Raw genomic sequence first — 15,081 nt, 5'->3', positions numbered from 1 at the left:
ATCCATTATTTCGTTTCTTTATGTGGTGTATGCTTCTTGCAAAACTTGCAATATTTGTCCACTTCTAAACGATCAGGGTTATTCTTCTTGTTTTTCATGGTATCGTAATTTCTTTGCTTGCATTCTGTACATGCTAAAGTAACTTTTACTCTCATTCCAGCACCTCCTACATCCTTATATCAACACCCGCAGGAACACGCAGGCACACGTTCCCTATTTTCATAGTCACTAACATAGAATACCACGAGAACCTGATAATTGTCAATAAAAACATTCAGAATAGTCAATGATTTTCTTAGTTACTGGCAAAAAGAATATGATTGCTTTGGTCCAAATAAAAAAAAGCCCAGCCTTTTGGACAACATTAAAATTATATCAGCAACGCCGCAATTAATCAAGCAGCTTTTATTGTTTTTCTATTTTTAATCCCCAATAATCACAACCAATGATGTTCCCATCAATATCGACCGCATCCGGCATATGCCCCCATAACTTGAAGCCATGTTTTTCAACGAGTTTACGGCTACTGACATTCGTGTCGAAAATAACCGCAATCAAATTTCTGAAACCTATTTCATCGGCAGACTCAATCGCCCGTTGCATCAGCTTCGAGCCGACGCCCTGGCGGTGAAAACGGCTATCAATATAATAACTGATCTCGGAAGTAAACCGAAAGCCCTCCCGTCCAGCCCGAAATTCGGTCAAGGTAATCCAACCAACCACATCACCCGCGAGCTCTGCCACAAACATTGGGTGCCGTGGTGCCGAATGGTGAACAAACCAATCTTTTCGGATTGCCATGGTTGCCGGCGCAAGTTGGGCCGTAAATTTCCGGGCGGCAATCGCCTCATTTAAAATTTCCAATACCCGAGGATAATCCTTTTCTGCTACTAATCGTATGTTCAACTTAGTCAACGCACCCCTGTTTGTAAAATATTTGTTATACCCGTTTCCGAACCTCATGTTTAGTCAAAAGTAAATCGATCGTGCAACCGCTACTTGCGTCCAATTTTTCCGTACCAGGCAATGATCACCGTGGCAATAAAAATTAACGCTACCACCCCTGCTGTTGTTATAATCGGCGAAAGAATGACACTGATCCAGGCAAGAATGACGGGAGAAACTAATGCAAATAATAACAGTAATCCAAAAACGATGAGATACTTTTTATAATTTTCCATACGATCTCCTTGATTAAACACGGCGGTTCCCACGATACAACTCTATGAAGTATAAACCTTGTTGTGATACTTTGCAATAGTTTTTATCGCACAAATAAAATTTTTACAAAACCACAAATTTTTAAGTTTTTCAGCAAAAAAACGGCTATGCCATCGTATTTTATTGTGTCGTTAGATCAGAATAGATGCAGCTTAGCTGAAGTAGATACCTCCACAAATCCCTGCGTCCATACATTGTATAAAAAATAAAAAGATCTTTCGTCAGACATTATTTTAAGTATAACATAAAAAATCAGACCAAAACAGATACAATATTGCATCTATTTCAGCCTGAAAAGTTTGTGCAATTAGTATAAAATAGATGCAATATCAAATAATAAGAGGATATAGAATCGTTTATTCATATGAATTATCAAACGAAACCGCTTCATCGAAGTCGTCACTGATGCTAGGTTCTTCAATATCGAACATTTCATCGTTAATGCCAAGGAGGTTAATCTGCAACGGGTAGCTATCCATAATTACACCGTCATAATAGATCGTTACGGAATAGCCTTTGTTGAGTGGTTTGCTGTAATCGGCGATATTGATACGAACGGCATCTCCAGAGCTACGGATATCTTCACCTTTATCGGGTGTCACGATGGCTTCGTCCCCATCAATGCTGTCAATTTTGCCTTTGAACTGCACAACATCAAGCACTTCAGCATCATCAGTGATTTCACCTTCCAGTGCTGGTGCTGTTATAGGCATTTTCAACTCAACTTGGCTGTCTAGAATCGAATCTTTCGAGTTGGTGGCAACACAGGCGTAGGCGGTTAAACTGAGAGACATAACGCATCCAAGAGTCAGCAACATGATTGTTTTATTTTTTTTCACTGTTATTCTCCTTTTCGTTTTAATTTTAAGCATTTTGTTTTGCTTATGTCTTTTAGATGCGTCTGGCTTTGCGTTTTGTTGGCAATTTGTCTGAATTTCTAAAAAATATGATTAAAGCTGTTACCGACAACAAAAAGCATATACCGAGCCCAATAACCCACGCATCAATTATTGGTGATGCTGGAATATTGACGGGCGGCTCCATATCCATTTCTGGGATTTCAATGTATTCTGTATCAAATGCTCTAATTAGCTTATAAACAAAGCCTGTGCCTAGCATGATGACAAACGCAGCCATCGTAGAAATCGCAACACGCAGTTTTTTGATGGACATGTTGTATGTCCATTGAATAGTACCTATCGGCTTCTGCAGCATGTGGGATATTTCTTTATGACTCATACCACCCAACACCTTCAGCGTGACAATCTGCCGTTGTTTTTCGTTCAGCGATGAAATCAAAGTGTAGTAGTTTTCCATATCGATAAATTCCTCGATGCCCTTGTCAATCATTGGCAGTTTTTCAGCAACGGTGCTGATGTCGATAGTCTGCTTTTCCTTGCGGAGCAACATAAGCGCTTCATTTTTGACAACGGTATAGAGCCATGTCAACGCATGCGCTTGGGGGAATTTATGTGGTTCGAGAACAAATAGCTTAATTAGCGTATTTTGGACAGCATCCTTGCTCACCTCGTCGTTGCCGGTAATCGAATATGCGATGCCGTACATAATACGAAAATACTGTTCGTATAAAAGTTCGAACCCAGACAGTTCTTTGTTTTTTATCAAATCAAATATAGTTTCAATTTTGACAATATTCATTATTACCTCCTTTATCCTTATGCTGTTTAAATGCAGCATCATCGTTGTTTTGTTGGCTTTTTAAAAAAATATTTTTTTACTACTTTTTGTGATTCTGTAGAGCATGTGCTTATCGACTTAGGTACTTCTATGTAAAAAAATTTATTGTATTATCATTGTTGTGGAGAACAAAAAGGACGGCTGAAAACCGTCCTTAATTTTTCACTGTGACATTAGTACAAAATAGATGTAGGGAAAATCTTATTAACCCACAAAAAATAACTTATGATAATTTCATGTACAAAATAGGATACGGCATGCCTTGCTCGTCTACTTCAGTTCTCTTATAAACTTCAAATCCCATATGTTCATAAAATCCTTTTGCTTGTGGGTTTTGCTCATTAACTCCCAGCTCATTAATAAAATATTCCTTAATGCCATATTCAACTAATTCTCTGCCCAAACCATGCCCGCGTTCTTTGGGATGAATAAACAACATTTCAAGTTTTTGTTCATCTATTCCCATAAATGCAACCGAAACACCACGCTGGTTTTCTGCAACAATCAAATTTGGAATCCCTGCTAAAGCCTGCGGAACATATTTTTCAATATTGTCAATCTCCAAATCGGACAAAAATAAATGCGTTTCTTTCACCGAAGCTTTTCGCACTTTTACAAGTTGCTCTATCAGCATAGCATTTCGGTCTTTTACATTAATAATTTTCATTTTAATTCTCATTCGTTTTTATAAACAATCTCATTTGCATCATAACATAAAAAATCAGGTTAAAAAAGACGCAGACTGCGTCTTTTTTAACCTGATAATCGTGGTGCACCCGAGAGGATTCGAACCTCCGGCACGCAGTTTAGGAAACTACTGCTCTATCCACCTGAGCTACGGGCGCAGAAACACTGATTATTATATCAGATAGTCAAGTTTTTTTAAATAGTTTTTTTCTGGCAGCCATGGCTATCAAAAAAGGACACCACCTTTGGTATTCTTTTTCACATCTCTTTGATCTCGGATCGGTCACTTAATTTGTACCATAATACTCTTCCATGGTTTTTCCGCTCTTATAAATATCGGTAGCCACATCGATCCCTAAATAGCGCAGATGCCAGGGTTCATAGGCATAACCGGTAATATCGGTTTTACCCTGGGGATAGCGGACAATAAAACCAAATTTATGGGCATTCTCTTTGATGAATTGTCCTTCTGGCGTTGATCCAAAACTCTCCAGCAGATCAAACTCCACCGACGCACTTGTGACATCCATAGCTAAACCCAACTGGTGTTCGCTCATTCCCGGCCGGGCACTGACCAATTCGGCACCATCAACCCCATAGGTTTCCACATTCCAGGCATAGAGTTCAGTTTGGGTTTCATAGGAGCGATACCCGGAACAACAAAACAGTTCATAACCTTCAGCCTCAGCTGCTTCAAAAAGGTTCGTCAGGCCCGCGATCGCAACGCTTCGCAGTTGGGTATCCCGGGTCGATGGCAGATCAACCGTAACCAGATCAGCGGGTCGATAGTTTGACGAAATACTGTGGTTCTTGTTAACCAGTTTTGTTATACTGTCGGTGCTATTTATATCTGCAGACGATGCATTTTTTATTTCTTCTTTTGTTTCTGATGGCTGTTCAGTCACTGCTGCCTGGGAATTTACCGCTGTTTCACTTTCGTTTGCCACCGCTGTCGTCTGGGACTTCGTGTTGTTATCAGTCTTTGCCTGGTTATCATTGCGGTTCCAAAAACCGATGGTCAAAACAGTAATCATTAAAATCAGAATTGTCGCCAATCCACCACAAGCTAGCATAAAACGTTTCTTATCTTTTATTCGCATTTATTTACCTTCTTTTGCTTTTCGTTACTTTAATTATACCTCATCTATAAAAAACCACATAACTTTTTATTAAAAAAAGCCCCGAGAAAACGTATCATTTTCCCGGGGCTCCACTTTTGACTACGATTCCTTACAGCTGTCGCATCACTTTACTAATACGAAAAAAAACAGAACAAAAAGTCCTGCTTTCAAGCATGGGTTGTCATTAATTTTAAGCTATTATCGTGTCTTTAGAAACGCATTTTGGCTTCCATAATTTTCTTTTGTGCTTCACGCATCTTGTCAATTGCCAGAAATATTTCCCGGGACACCGCGTCTTTTGATGTACCCTGTAATTTCTCAGCCCACTCCCGATAGCCATCAATATGATCACCGGTGTGATTAATCCAATGGGCCAGCAACACCTTGAAAATATCCGCTTCCTTATCCATCTTTAATTTAGCATCCATCTACACTTCTCCTAAATTAAGTTCTTTTTTTATCAACGAAACGGCTTCTCGAATCTGGAGCAAGAGTGGTTTTTCTTCCAGTGAAACAATATGGTGATTTTCCGGCAGAATCGGAATATAGATTTTTAATCCATCGCTGTTTCCAATCGCTTCAACCATTCGTGGCGTGACTTCTCCCATCATCGAGTTTGGAATGGTCATCGCAATTGAGCCAATTATAAAATCCGCTTTTTTTACCGTGACCGCAATGGCATTTTCTCCGGTTGCACCTTTATTAGCGCCTTTTTTTAACATGGCCGCTGTGGCCAGTGCATTGGTTCCCAATCCATATATTTCAATATACGGCGGTATTTCATCTTTTAAAATACCGACAATTCGAGATCCAATGCCTCCTCCCATACCATCTAGCACAACAATGTTCATTGGCTAAACCGCTATTCCTTCAATAATAATTTTGTGGTTTAGAAGTTTTACTTCTTTGAGTTTGCCTTGAACAATTTTTGTACCACCCAATAAGTCAGACAGCGTTAAACTGCCATCGTCGTTTGGAACGATATCAACAACATAGTCCATTATCTTTGTTTCTCCTTCAGGAGTAATCATATAAGCTGAAGATTCACACATGTTCTTGGTCTCCTTTCTTTTTAATTTAGGCTATTTTAACACAGCCTACCCCTTAACACAAGCTTAAGGGGTGACTGTCATTCATTATAACCGTTTAGTCTTAATTACAACCATTTGTTACATAATGGGGTCCATGGTCAGAGCCGGGTGTCCCTTTGATTCCAGGAACTCCAATACCGCTTCGGAGTCGGTCGCAATGGTTTCATCGCAAACCATGTCAACGAAATTTTCTATCCCTGTTAATTCAAGTACGGCCTTATTTAGACGTTCTGCGACATCATCTTTTAATTCTTTTGGCATCCAGACAATTCGCGTTAGTCCGCCTTCAGCCGACATAAATTTCTTGGACCCGATAAAATGTCGGCCATGTCCCATAAATCCGGGTGTTTGAACGCCGCCACCAGTCATCGACGCCAATTCCCCAAAGGTCATCCCCACCGGTGAGATTTCGCCAAACTCACGGTTAACAATAACAACACCATTGGCTTCCGGCATGATCCCACAGATACATTCAAAACAACCGCAAGAAGTCATTGGATCTTCCAGGATTGAGTATAAGGTTACCCGCTCAACGGCCCCCTGCGATGCTGCCGCAACGGTTTTATTAACAGACTCCCAGATACCAATTTTTTCATCCACAGCAACACCTTTTTCAATCGGTTGGGATGGTCCGGCCGGATCCAATTCCTTGGTCGCTTTACTATCCAACCACGAAACAGCACCGCATAAGCCTAATCGTTCTGGCGTTACCACACAAACATGGCTCGGTGCAAACGACTGACAGAGGGTACAGGTATAGAAGGTATCAACGCTTTCATCGGTTAAGGCGTTTAAACGATCGTCCCGTTGGCTATAAATTGGTTTGACCACTTCTTCTTCAAGTCGGGCCACATCTTCCTGAGTCGTATAAAGCGTTACCTGACATTTATCGACAACGTTATCGAAGTCTGCCCGCATTTTTGCATACAATACTTCACCGATGTGTTTTAAGCGGAATCCTTTTTCATAAGCTTCTTTTGTTAAACGAATCCAGGCAATGTTACGTTGTCCGACATGCATGGCGCCATCGATGTAGTTGGTAAAGTAATGAATCCGTCGTTCTAATACCGATTCAAAATCCTTTTGCATACCTTTACCGGCAACTTCAACCAGAATACCTAAGGGTAACCGCACGACATCAGCACCTGCAAATTGGGCATCGTCAATTTCTGGACCAATTACTGTAATTTTATGATCTTCTATTTCACTTAATTCCGCTTCTCTTACCAATTCCCAGCATTTCGTTTTGTTGCCGCCAAATTCAGCAAACATGGTATCCTTACGGACACGCTCACCTTCAAACGCCGAGGCAACCGAAACGGGAACATCAATTTTTGTAACCTTGATCTTAATATCACGAGCTTCTAAAGAAAACTCAACTGTTTTAGCATGGTCTGCCTGGGTCATTAATGCACCCGGTACTTCCGGCACAGGGACGTCGGCAATCACCGGGAAACCCAGGGCAATCGCTCCCGCTCCCACCGAAACTACAACTTCATTTAATTCGCCAAAGGTATTGACAAAGGCCGGCACCCGTTCTTTGGTGTAGGTTAAAAATTCAGCCAGTTTACCAGGCTCGATGCCACCAAAAATAAGCGCCGCCCGAATTGCCACCGAGACAACATGAATGACAGAGGTCACTTCATGGCCCAAAGGAATGACACGATAATCCAGCCCCATCTTAACTCCGGCTTCCAGCGCCTGCTCGATGATATTACCAACCATAAAGGTCAGTAAACCTTTTTCCTGATAATCTTTTACAATCGCTGCTAATTCAGCAGGGTCTGAGGATTCCCCTAAAAGAACGGCAATCCCGGGAATATCGCCGGTTACCAGGGGCACGCCCAACGAACGAATAATGGGATCCGCCACAAAACCAATGCCCGAATCGTTGGCGTATGGATCACCATCAAGATATCGAATCGCCTCAATAATTTCAGCCCCAACCGCTGTCGCCAGTCCGGCGTTTAACGCTTCGCCCAAATCTTCTTTATTGGTGATCAAACTCTTAAGAATCCCAACTGCTGCCGGTAAATCACCCAATGTCTTTATCTTAACCCCTGTTGCGGCATAAATAATCGGTAAAAAATAGGCTGTATCGGGATATCCTACCGCGTGGCTCTCACCATATTTTTTGATGGCATCATCTACTGCACCTTCTGTTAAACCTGCCACCGCATTAGAACCAGCGTAAATCAAATCTGTCAAACTCATAACAACTACACACTTCCTTTTCTAAAGAAATTCAATACCTTCAGGCATTGGTTAACACTTTCACGGGCGACTAAAATAAAGCAACCGCCCATCAATTGTTTTTCTGCTTTATACGATTAGTTGCAAAATTTGCGTCTCAAGACGATGATCGCACTAGAAACGCAAACAGTAATGATTAGTTTAATTCTTTTTTTGCTTCTACGAGATGTTTATCTGCTTCGCTCATCAATGCAATTGCTTCGATAAGGGATTCAGCGACATCGTTTTTACCGAGTCGGTTCATTTTTTCAACCCAGGTATTATACTCCATCGCGTGATCCTGATTATGGGTAACCCAATGATCCAGCAATAAGCCTAATATCTCGACGTCTTTGTTTTCAACATCACCACCTTGGCAGCAACCGGCGCCATTTTTGGCATGATTTCCACAATGTCCATCACCATGCACGTGAGGATGGGGATGTTCGTGTCCATGGGGATGTTCATGACCATGGGCATGCTCCTGTGTTTCATGGGGATGGGCATGGTCATGCTGATGAGGATGGGGATGGGCGTGTTTATGGGTATGTTCATGCTCATGTTCTGTCGTATGCACATGTTCACTGCCATGATCATGGTCATCACTATGAGGATGACTGTGAGTATGGGCGTGTTCATGATCATGTTCGTGGATATGTTCATGCTCCTCATCACCAGCATGGGGATGAGCATGTTGATGATCATGACTGGTCGTTCCGCTATGAGGATGACCTTCTTCGTGGTCATGGTGTTCACCATGACGATGCAGTTCTTTATTATTACACATATTTTTTTCCTCCTGTTATACTTTAATTTGTGATAATTATAACACTTAATACTTAATAAAACTAGAATTTATCGGGAATTAATCTAAACTAGAATTGTTTTTATCGACTTAAAAAAAAGGCAGAACACATCTGTGCTCTGCCTTCAGGCATGTTACAAAATTCGACTTAAGTCAAATTTAATTACATAATTGGATCCATCGCCAAGGCTGGATGTCCTTTTGATTCTAAGAATTCTAATACTGCTTCAGAATCACTGGCAATTGTTTCATCACAAACCATGTCTGCAAAGTTTTCAATACCGGTCATTTCAAATACAGCCTTGTTTAAACGTTCAGCTACATCGTCTTTTAATTCTTTAGGCATCCAAACGATACGTGGTAAACCACCTTCAGCTGACATGAATTTTTTAGAACCGATTAAGAATCGACCATGACCCATGAAGCCTGGCGTTTGAACCCCACCACCAGTCATCGAAGCCAACTCACCGAAGGTCATTCCAACGGGTGAAGTATCGCCGAATTCACGGTTTACAATAACAACACCATTCGCTTCAGGCATGATACCACAGATACATTCGAAGCAACCACAGGAAGTCATTGGATCTTCAAGGATTGAATAAAGTGTAACCTGTTCAACCGCACCCTGCGAATCTCGTGCGACTACTTCGTTACAAGATTCCCAGATACCAAGACGTTCGTCAATGGCCTCTCCTTTAACGATTGGTTGGTTTGGTCCCATCGGATCCAATTCTTTTGTTGCTTTGGCATCCAACCAGGAAACGGCACCACAAAGACCTAAACGTTCTGGTGTTACGATACAAACGTGGCTTGGAGCAAAGGATTGACATAATAAACAGGTATAGAATTCATCGACACTTTCATCAGTCAGTGCGCCCATTCGTTCATCACGTTCAGAGTAAATTGGTTTTACCATTTCTTCGCCAAGACGTTTGACATCTTCAGCGTTGGTGTAAATAGTTACTTCACATTTATCAACAACTTTATCAAAGTCAGAACGCATTTTTGCGTATAAAACTTCACCGATATGTTTTAAGCGGAAGCCTTTTTCAAACGCTTCTTTTGTTAAACGGATCCAGGCAATATTTCTTTGTCCAACATGCATTGCCCCTTCAATATAGTTTGTGAAGTAATGGATACGTCTTTCAAGAACGGTTTCAAAGTCTTTTTGCATTTGTTTTCCAGCTACTTTAACAACAACGCCCATTGGCAAACGAACAACGTCTTTGCCTGCAAACATCGCGTCATCAATATCTGGTCCAACAATCGTGATTTTGTGATCTTCCATTTCAGCTAATTCGCCGGTTGTAACCAGTTCCCAACATTCCGTTTTGTTTCCGCCGAATTCAGCAAACATAGTATCTTTACGAACACGTTCACCTTCAAATGCTGAAGAAACAGCAACTGGACAGTCGATTTCGGTAACTTTGATTTTAATGTTACGGGCTTCTAAAGAAGTGGCAACAACTTTGCTGTTATCTGGTTGGTGTAATAATAAGGTTGGTACTTCATTGATGAATGTTTCTGTTACTGCTGGGAAGCCAAGTTCGATAGCAGCAGCACCGGCAGCGATAATTTTATTATCCCATGGTCCAAATACATTAACAAATGCTTTAACACGATTTTTTGTATAAGTTCGATGCGCCAGGAAGTCGCCTGGAGGTGTTGCACCAAAGATTAAGCTGGCACGAATCGCAACGGATATAACGTGGATAACGGACTCAATTTCGTATCCCAAAGGAATAACGCGAAGATCAATACCCATTTTGATTTTTTGTTCAATCGCCTGATCAATAACTTTACCAACCATGAAGGTTAATAAACCTTTGCCCTGGTAGTCTTTTACGATTGCCGCAAGTGTTTCAGCATCTTTAGCTTCACCGATAATAACAGCAACACCAGGAATGTCATCTGTTACCAATGGCACACCGAAGTTACGTACTTCAGCATCGGTGATATGTCCTAAGTAACGAACATCAGTAGTATTTAAATCTTCAACGTGACGACCTTCGTATGGAAGTTCTTCGTAAACATATTTAACTGCTTCGATAATTTCTGCACACATTGCCGCAGCTGTACCAGCATCTAGTGCGTCTTGCAGGTAATTGGTGCGGTGAATTTTTTCTTTAGCCAGTGCCAACGCATCTTCTAATTCACCTACATTGGTGATTTTTTTGCCGGTGATGGCATAGATACAAGGCAAGGCATAAGCAGTACCTGGGAATTTAACTGGTGTTTCTTTTCCCTTTTCAGCAACGACTTTGGCTACCATTTCTTCAGCACGTTTCAGGTACTGAGCTTGGCCGTCGTAAATTATATCAAAAAGATTCATATTCATATGGACTTTTTCCTCCTTAGGTTAGTTCAATTAACATTAGATTTTTGTTCACTTTTAAAAATTTGTTATTTCTTTTTTTCATCGACAATCGCCAGAATGCTTTTACCTAAAACGGCAATATCTTCTTTCATGGCAGGATCATCGTAAGGGGATTGATTGTTACGGTCAGATTCTGATATGGCATCCCGGTAGTTTAAAAAACCAATGATGTTTTCATCTCCAACTTTTTCTTTTATAAAGGCGATATCTCCGTCATTGCGGATTTTATTTCCAATAACATAAACCTGCTTTACACCGATATCCATTGCCATGGATTTAACCTTATGAAATGTCTGAATGCTACGGACTCCCGGCTCAACGACGACGATAAACGCATCGACTGCTCCAGCTGTTCCCCGACCCAAATGCTCAATACCTGCTTCCATATCCATGATCACGACATCTTTTTGGTATAAGACCAGATGGCTCATGAGCATTTTTAATAAGACATGCTCCGGGCATACACAGCCAGATCCTCCGGTGTCGACGGTACCCATGGTTAACAGCTTGACGCCATTAAACTCTTTGGCATAACGTTCAGGAATGTCAGCAACTTCTGGATTCATTCTAAACATTGATCCAAAAGAACCGGTATCGGCAGCTGTTCGTTCTTCCACTAAATCTTTCATTTCTGATATGGGAACTATTTCTGCAATCATTTCTTCACTCATGCCCAAGGCAAGGCCAAGATTGGCATCGGGATCAGCATCAACTGTTAATACATTATATCCTTCATCGGCAAAATATCGGCTCAAACTTGCTGAGATGGTTGTTTTCCCAACTCCGCCTTTTCCTGTTAATGCTATTTTCATTTTTTCACCTGTCTATCTTTATTAATTAGATACCTAAAGCAGTTCGTTTCGCTTCCATGTCTTCCATGATTTTGTCAACCATAACGATTGGATCTTTTTCAAATACGAAATGTGCTCCGATAAATTCCTGGCAATCTTCGGTCAATAATTTTGTGAAGTTTGGTGAACCTAATACCTGTGGAATAACACCAAGGTAAGTATTGATACCAGAACCTACTACGTAGTTTGCAATTGAAACAGCTTTTTCTGACATCCATTCTGGAGCGATACCAACAACTGGTAATAAAGCAGGGTCAATCCCTCGAACGTCGGCACATAAGTTTACAATGTGCAGGATACGACTGATATCGACACAAGATCCCAAGTGAAGCACTGGTGGAATGTTTACACGTTCACAGACTTCTAAAAGACCACGGCCACATCTTTCTTTTGCTTCTAATGTTAATAAACCAGCTTTAGCAGCAGCTTGAGCAGCACAACCTGTAACAACACAGATTACGTCACGTTTAATTAGTTCTTCCATTACGGTAATATGAGCATAGTCATGCTGTTGTTTTGGATTGTTACAACCAACAACACCAGCAGCACCACGAAAAACACCGGCATAAATAACATCAGTTAAAGGTTTAACAGTACCCAGTTTGTCTTCTAATTGTGAGTTAACAACTGCATCCAAATGGTTAATAATTTCTTCAACAGAGTAACCAACCATGGTATCTTGCTTTATGTCTGGAATTTCTACTTTAGCAGCATCACGGTTCGGGAAGTTTTCAACGGCTAATTTAACGATTTCGTTAGCATTGTCCAAGCCAGTTTCTTCAGAGAATTTCAAGAATAAATCTCCTGAGATTTTAGCCTTTTCAGAAGTACTGATAAATCGGGTATGATATGTTTTTGCCAGTTCAGGCAGAGCCGGGAAGATACATTGAACATCAACGACAACAGCTTCAATAGCACCTGTGATGATACACATTTCTTGTTGGTAGAAGTTACCGGCAATTTTGATACCATGTCTCATGGTCATTTCATTACCTGTACAGCACATCCCAACAATATTAATGCCTTTAGCACCCTTAGCTTTTGCCAGTTCAACCATTTCTGGGTTTTGAGCTGCCAGTACAACCATTTCAGCCAGGTTAGGATCATGACCATGGATCAGAATATTAACCATTTCGGCATCAATAACACCTAAGTTTGAAGAAGATGCCCGCGCGGTTGGTGTTCCGTACATAATATCAGAGAATTCAGTACCGATCATTGATCCGCCCCATCCATCAGACATACCAGTTCTCATACCACGTCTGAAAAGACTTTCATAATCAGCAGCACAACCCATATGAGTAGAATGCATTAAAGTGGTTACTTCCATATCAATAGCGCGTGGTGCGATATCTTCGCGTGCCCAGACATCCTGTCGAGCTTGTGGTGCTCTTTTTAAGAAACGTTGGGTTCCAAAAGGTTTACCAAATTCTTCCAAAGCCATCGCTGATAATTCATGTGCTAAGGCATAGGTTTCTTTAGTGTCTGCATCAGCAATTTCCCATTCTGCTGCGATTCGTCTTAATTTAGCTTCGTCACGGATTTTGAATGGGCCTTCCGCTGATGAATGATGCATCGCATGGACGATATCACGGGCATGATCTGAATGGGCAGAAGTTCCGCCGGCAACCATTCTGGCAAAGTTTCTTGCAACAATTGTGTCAGCGTTAGCTCCACAAATACCTCTTTCAGCGCCTTTTCCAGGAACTGGACTTACACGACATGGACCCATTGCACAAATTCGGCAACAAACCCCCGCTTCTCCAAAACCACATTGGGTTTTTTGTGCAGCACGGCGATCCCACATTGTTTCTGCGCCATCTCTTTGAGCTTTCGCAAGGGAAGCTTCAGCGACCTTATCGTAGTTTAAAATTTCATTGCTCATATTTTTTCTACCTCTCTAAATTTTATAATTTATATCAAAGCACCTGTTTCGTATAATACTTATTTTTACGCATTTGCAAAAAGTTTTGTAATATCTTAAAAAAACATCAAAATTCCCTTTACAAACATTGTTAAATGTTATACAATGTAGGTGAGTGATACATTATACATAGTTGTTTGCTCCTGACCTTCATCGTACCTTGTGCAGCAAGTGATGAATTGTGGTCGGGGGCTTTTTTTTATGAGTATTTTCAAATACCTATTTTAATTTATAAAGGTATTTCTAGAACTCAAGTACTGAATCTGCATAAAGGATATTATTTTTGATAATATCGCAAGCTACGATTGTTTCTCTTAATCGTTTGTCGCAAGGATTAACGATTGCAGAGCTGAATCCACATTGCATCGCCATTGCTAAAACAGCACAGTCTAATAATGGACGGATATGTTTTGGCGCACCGTTAGATACGTTGCTAAGTCCACCCGTTGTTAACAAGCCCATGTCAGTAATCATCTGGATTGCTTCTAATACATCAACTAATTGATCTTGCATGCCTTTGATTACAATGAATAATGGATCAAACAATAAATCTGTTGGTTCCATTCCTCGTTCCATACCACGTTCTAATAATTCTGAACAGTAAGCAATACGTTCGTCTTTATTTCCTGGCACACCTTCTTTAGAGCAAAGAGCGATAACCATCGCGTCATTAGCTGCTGCTAAATCGACATATTCAATACGGTCGCCTGCATCTGCAGAGTTTACAATTGGTTTTCCTTTTGATCGGTTATAAACCTGGATTCCCGCTTCGATCGCTTTCATGTTCGCTGTATCAAGCGCTAATGGGACATTATCGAAGTTTTCCTGGAGCAATTTAACACCCCATTGCATTAATTCTTCGCCGCCTCTTTCAGCCGGTCCGATGTTTAAATCCAAGTAGTCTGCGCCCGCTTCTAATTGTTCTTTTGCTCTTAAAAGAATTGGCTCAGGGTTTCTATCTGCGAAAGCCTGACGAATTGCAGGAGAGATACAGTGAATTCTTTCACCAATAACCATAAATTTTGACATATTGTTCCCCTTTCAAATTGAAAAATATTTAGGTGCGCTCGGGAT

Annotated in this window: 16 protein-coding genes and 1 tRNA gene; all 17 read right to left on the bottom strand. The window is 40.9% G+C overall.

Translation table 11 applies throughout. The annotated features are described in order from the left end of the window. Nucleotides 1–5 precede the first annotated feature (5 nt). The gene (rpmG, locus tag DOZ58_RS16405) at nucleotides 6–155 is read right to left on the bottom strand and encodes a 50S ribosomal protein L33 (RefSeq protein WP_014355470.1); all 150 of its coding nucleotides are present in this window, start codon (nucleotides 153–155) and stop codon (nucleotides 6–8) included. Nucleotides 156–405: 250 nt separating this feature from the next. Then, a complete protein-coding gene (locus tag DOZ58_RS16400) occupies nucleotides 406–906 on the bottom strand; it encodes a GNAT family N-acetyltransferase (protein ID WP_162624554.1) in 501 nt (166 codons plus the stop codon). Nucleotides 907–995: 89 nt separating this feature from the next. Next, nucleotides 996–1,181: a hypothetical protein gene (locus tag DOZ58_RS16395; RefSeq protein WP_111889286.1), complete on the bottom strand. Its 186-nt coding sequence runs from the start codon at nucleotides 1,179–1,181 to the stop codon at nucleotides 996–998. A gap of 396 nt (nucleotides 1,182–1,577) precedes the next feature. Next, a complete protein-coding gene (locus DOZ58_RS16390) occupies nucleotides 1,578–2,060 on the bottom strand; it encodes a hypothetical protein (RefSeq protein ID WP_111889285.1) in 483 nt (160 codons plus the stop codon). Between the two features lie 52 nt (nucleotides 2,061–2,112). Beyond that, the gene (locus DOZ58_RS16385; protein WP_162624553.1) at nucleotides 2,113–2,880 is read right to left on the bottom strand and encodes an RNA polymerase sigma factor; all 768 of its coding nucleotides are present in this window, start codon (nucleotides 2,878–2,880) and stop codon (nucleotides 2,113–2,115) included. Between the two features lie 262 nt (nucleotides 2,881–3,142). Then, entirely contained in the window at nucleotides 3,143–3,586 is a 444-nt protein-coding gene (locus DOZ58_RS16380; protein ID WP_111889283.1) for a GNAT family N-acetyltransferase, read from the bottom strand. 101 nt (nucleotides 3,587–3,687) lie between these two features. After that, nucleotides 3,688–3,764 (bottom strand) — tRNA-Arg (locus DOZ58_RS16375). A gap of 129 nt (nucleotides 3,765–3,893) precedes the next feature. Next, nucleotides 3,894–4,706 (bottom strand): D-alanyl-D-alanine carboxypeptidase family protein, encoded by an 813-nt coding sequence (locus DOZ58_RS16370; RefSeq protein ID WP_111889282.1) that lies wholly within the window; start codon nucleotides 4,704–4,706, stop codon nucleotides 3,894–3,896. 230 nt (nucleotides 4,707–4,936) lie between these two features. After that, nucleotides 4,937–5,155, bottom strand: a complete 219-nt coding sequence (locus DOZ58_RS16365) for a hypothetical protein (RefSeq protein WP_111889281.1) — start codon at nucleotides 5,153–5,155, stop codon at nucleotides 4,937–4,939. Then, nucleotides 5,156–5,578 (bottom strand): DUF3842 family protein, encoded by a 423-nt coding sequence (locus DOZ58_RS16360; protein WP_111889280.1) that lies wholly within the window; start codon nucleotides 5,576–5,578, stop codon nucleotides 5,156–5,158. 3 nt (nucleotides 5,579–5,581) lie between these two features. Beyond that, nucleotides 5,582–5,779 (bottom strand): CooT family nickel-binding protein, encoded by a 198-nt coding sequence (locus DOZ58_RS16355; RefSeq protein WP_111889279.1) that lies wholly within the window; start codon nucleotides 5,777–5,779, stop codon nucleotides 5,582–5,584. A gap of 117 nt (nucleotides 5,780–5,896) precedes the next feature. Next, entirely contained in the window at nucleotides 5,897–8,032 is a 2,136-nt protein-coding gene (gene acsB, locus DOZ58_RS16350; protein WP_111889278.1) for an acetyl-CoA decarbonylase/synthase complex subunit alpha/beta, read from the bottom strand. A gap of 175 nt (nucleotides 8,033–8,207) precedes the next feature. After that, nucleotides 8,208–8,837: a hypothetical protein gene (locus DOZ58_RS16345; protein ID WP_111889277.1), complete on the bottom strand. Its 630-nt coding sequence runs from the start codon at nucleotides 8,835–8,837 to the stop codon at nucleotides 8,208–8,210. 181 nt (nucleotides 8,838–9,018) lie between these two features. Further along, the gene (gene acsB / locus DOZ58_RS16340) at nucleotides 9,019–11,187 is read right to left on the bottom strand and encodes an acetyl-CoA decarbonylase/synthase complex subunit alpha/beta (RefSeq protein ID WP_162624593.1); all 2,169 of its coding nucleotides are present in this window, start codon (nucleotides 11,185–11,187) and stop codon (nucleotides 9,019–9,021) included. Nucleotides 11,188–11,258: 71 nt separating this feature from the next. Continuing rightward, nucleotides 11,259–12,044, bottom strand: a complete 786-nt coding sequence (locus DOZ58_RS16335; RefSeq protein WP_111889275.1) for an AAA family ATPase — start codon at nucleotides 12,042–12,044, stop codon at nucleotides 11,259–11,261. Between the two features lie 25 nt (nucleotides 12,045–12,069). Further along, nucleotides 12,070–13,968: an anaerobic carbon-monoxide dehydrogenase catalytic subunit gene (gene cooS, locus DOZ58_RS16330; RefSeq protein WP_111889274.1), complete on the bottom strand. Its 1,899-nt coding sequence runs from the start codon at nucleotides 13,966–13,968 to the stop codon at nucleotides 12,070–12,072. A gap of 282 nt (nucleotides 13,969–14,250) precedes the next feature. Beyond that, on the bottom strand, nucleotides 14,251–15,036 hold the full coding sequence (gene acsE, locus DOZ58_RS16325) for a carbon monoxide dehydrogenase/acetyl-CoA synthase methytransferase subunit (RefSeq protein WP_111889273.1): 786 nt from the start codon (nucleotides 15,034–15,036) through the stop codon (nucleotides 14,251–14,253). Nucleotides 15,037–15,081: the final 45 nt, after the last annotated feature.

It is taken from the genome of Acetobacterium sp. KB-1 (assembly GCF_003260995.1).
Lineage (GTDB): Bacteria > Bacillota > Clostridia > Eubacteriales > Eubacteriaceae > Acetobacterium > Acetobacterium carbinolicum.
Note: the sequence above shows the minus strand (reverse complement) of the source record. Positions and strands in the feature narration are given on the sequence as shown.

What these genes read in the sequence shown, in the direction of transcription:
- rpmG (WP_014355470.1), bottom strand. Translation starts at nt 155, where the DNA reads ATGAGAGTAAAAGTTACTTTAGCATGTACAGAATGCAAGCAAAGAAAT.
- DOZ58_RS16395 (WP_111889286.1), bottom strand. Translation starts at nt 1,181, where the DNA reads ATGGAAAATTATAAAAAGTATCTCATCGTTTTTGGATTACTGTTATTA.
- DOZ58_RS16385 (WP_162624553.1), bottom strand. Translation starts at nt 2,880, where the DNA reads ATGAATATTGTCAAAATTGAAACTATATTTGATTTGATAAAAAACAAA.
- DOZ58_RS16380 (WP_111889283.1), bottom strand. Translation starts at nt 3,586, where the DNA reads ATGAAAATTATTAATGTAAAAGACCGAAATGCTATGCTGATAGAGCAA.
- DOZ58_RS16370 (WP_111889282.1), bottom strand. Translation starts at nt 4,706, where the DNA reads ATGCGAATAAAAGATAAGAAACGTTTTATGCTAGCTTGTGGTGGATTG.
- DOZ58_RS16365 (WP_111889281.1), bottom strand. Translation starts at nt 5,155, where the DNA reads ATGGATGCTAAATTAAAGATGGATAAGGAAGCGGATATTTTCAAGGTG.
- DOZ58_RS16360 (WP_111889280.1), bottom strand. Translation starts at nt 5,578, where the DNA reads ATGAACATTGTTGTGCTAGATGGTATGGGAGGAGGCATTGGATCTCGA.
- DOZ58_RS16355 (WP_111889279.1), bottom strand. Translation starts at nt 5,779, where the DNA reads ATGTGTGAATCTTCAGCTTATATGATTACTCCTGAAGGAGAAACAAAG.
- acsB (WP_111889278.1), bottom strand. Translation starts at nt 8,032, where the DNA reads ATGAGTTTGACAGATTTGATTTACGCTGGTTCTAATGCGGTGGCAGGT.
- DOZ58_RS16345 (WP_111889277.1), bottom strand. Translation starts at nt 8,837, where the DNA reads ATGTGTAATAATAAAGAACTGCATCGTCATGGTGAACACCATGACCAC.
- acsB (WP_162624593.1), bottom strand. Translation starts at nt 11,187, where the DNA reads ATGAATCTTTTTGATATAATTTACGACGGCCAAGCTCAGTACCTGAAA.
- DOZ58_RS16335 (WP_111889275.1), bottom strand. Translation starts at nt 12,044, where the DNA reads ATGAAAATAGCATTAACAGGAAAAGGCGGAGTTGGGAAAACAACCATC.
- cooS (WP_111889274.1), bottom strand. Translation starts at nt 13,968, where the DNA reads ATGAGCAATGAAATTTTAAACTACGATAAGGTCGCTGAAGCTTCCCTT.
- acsE (WP_111889273.1), bottom strand. Translation starts at nt 15,036, where the DNA reads ATGTCAAAATTTATGGTTATTGGTGAAAGAATTCACTGTATCTCTCCT.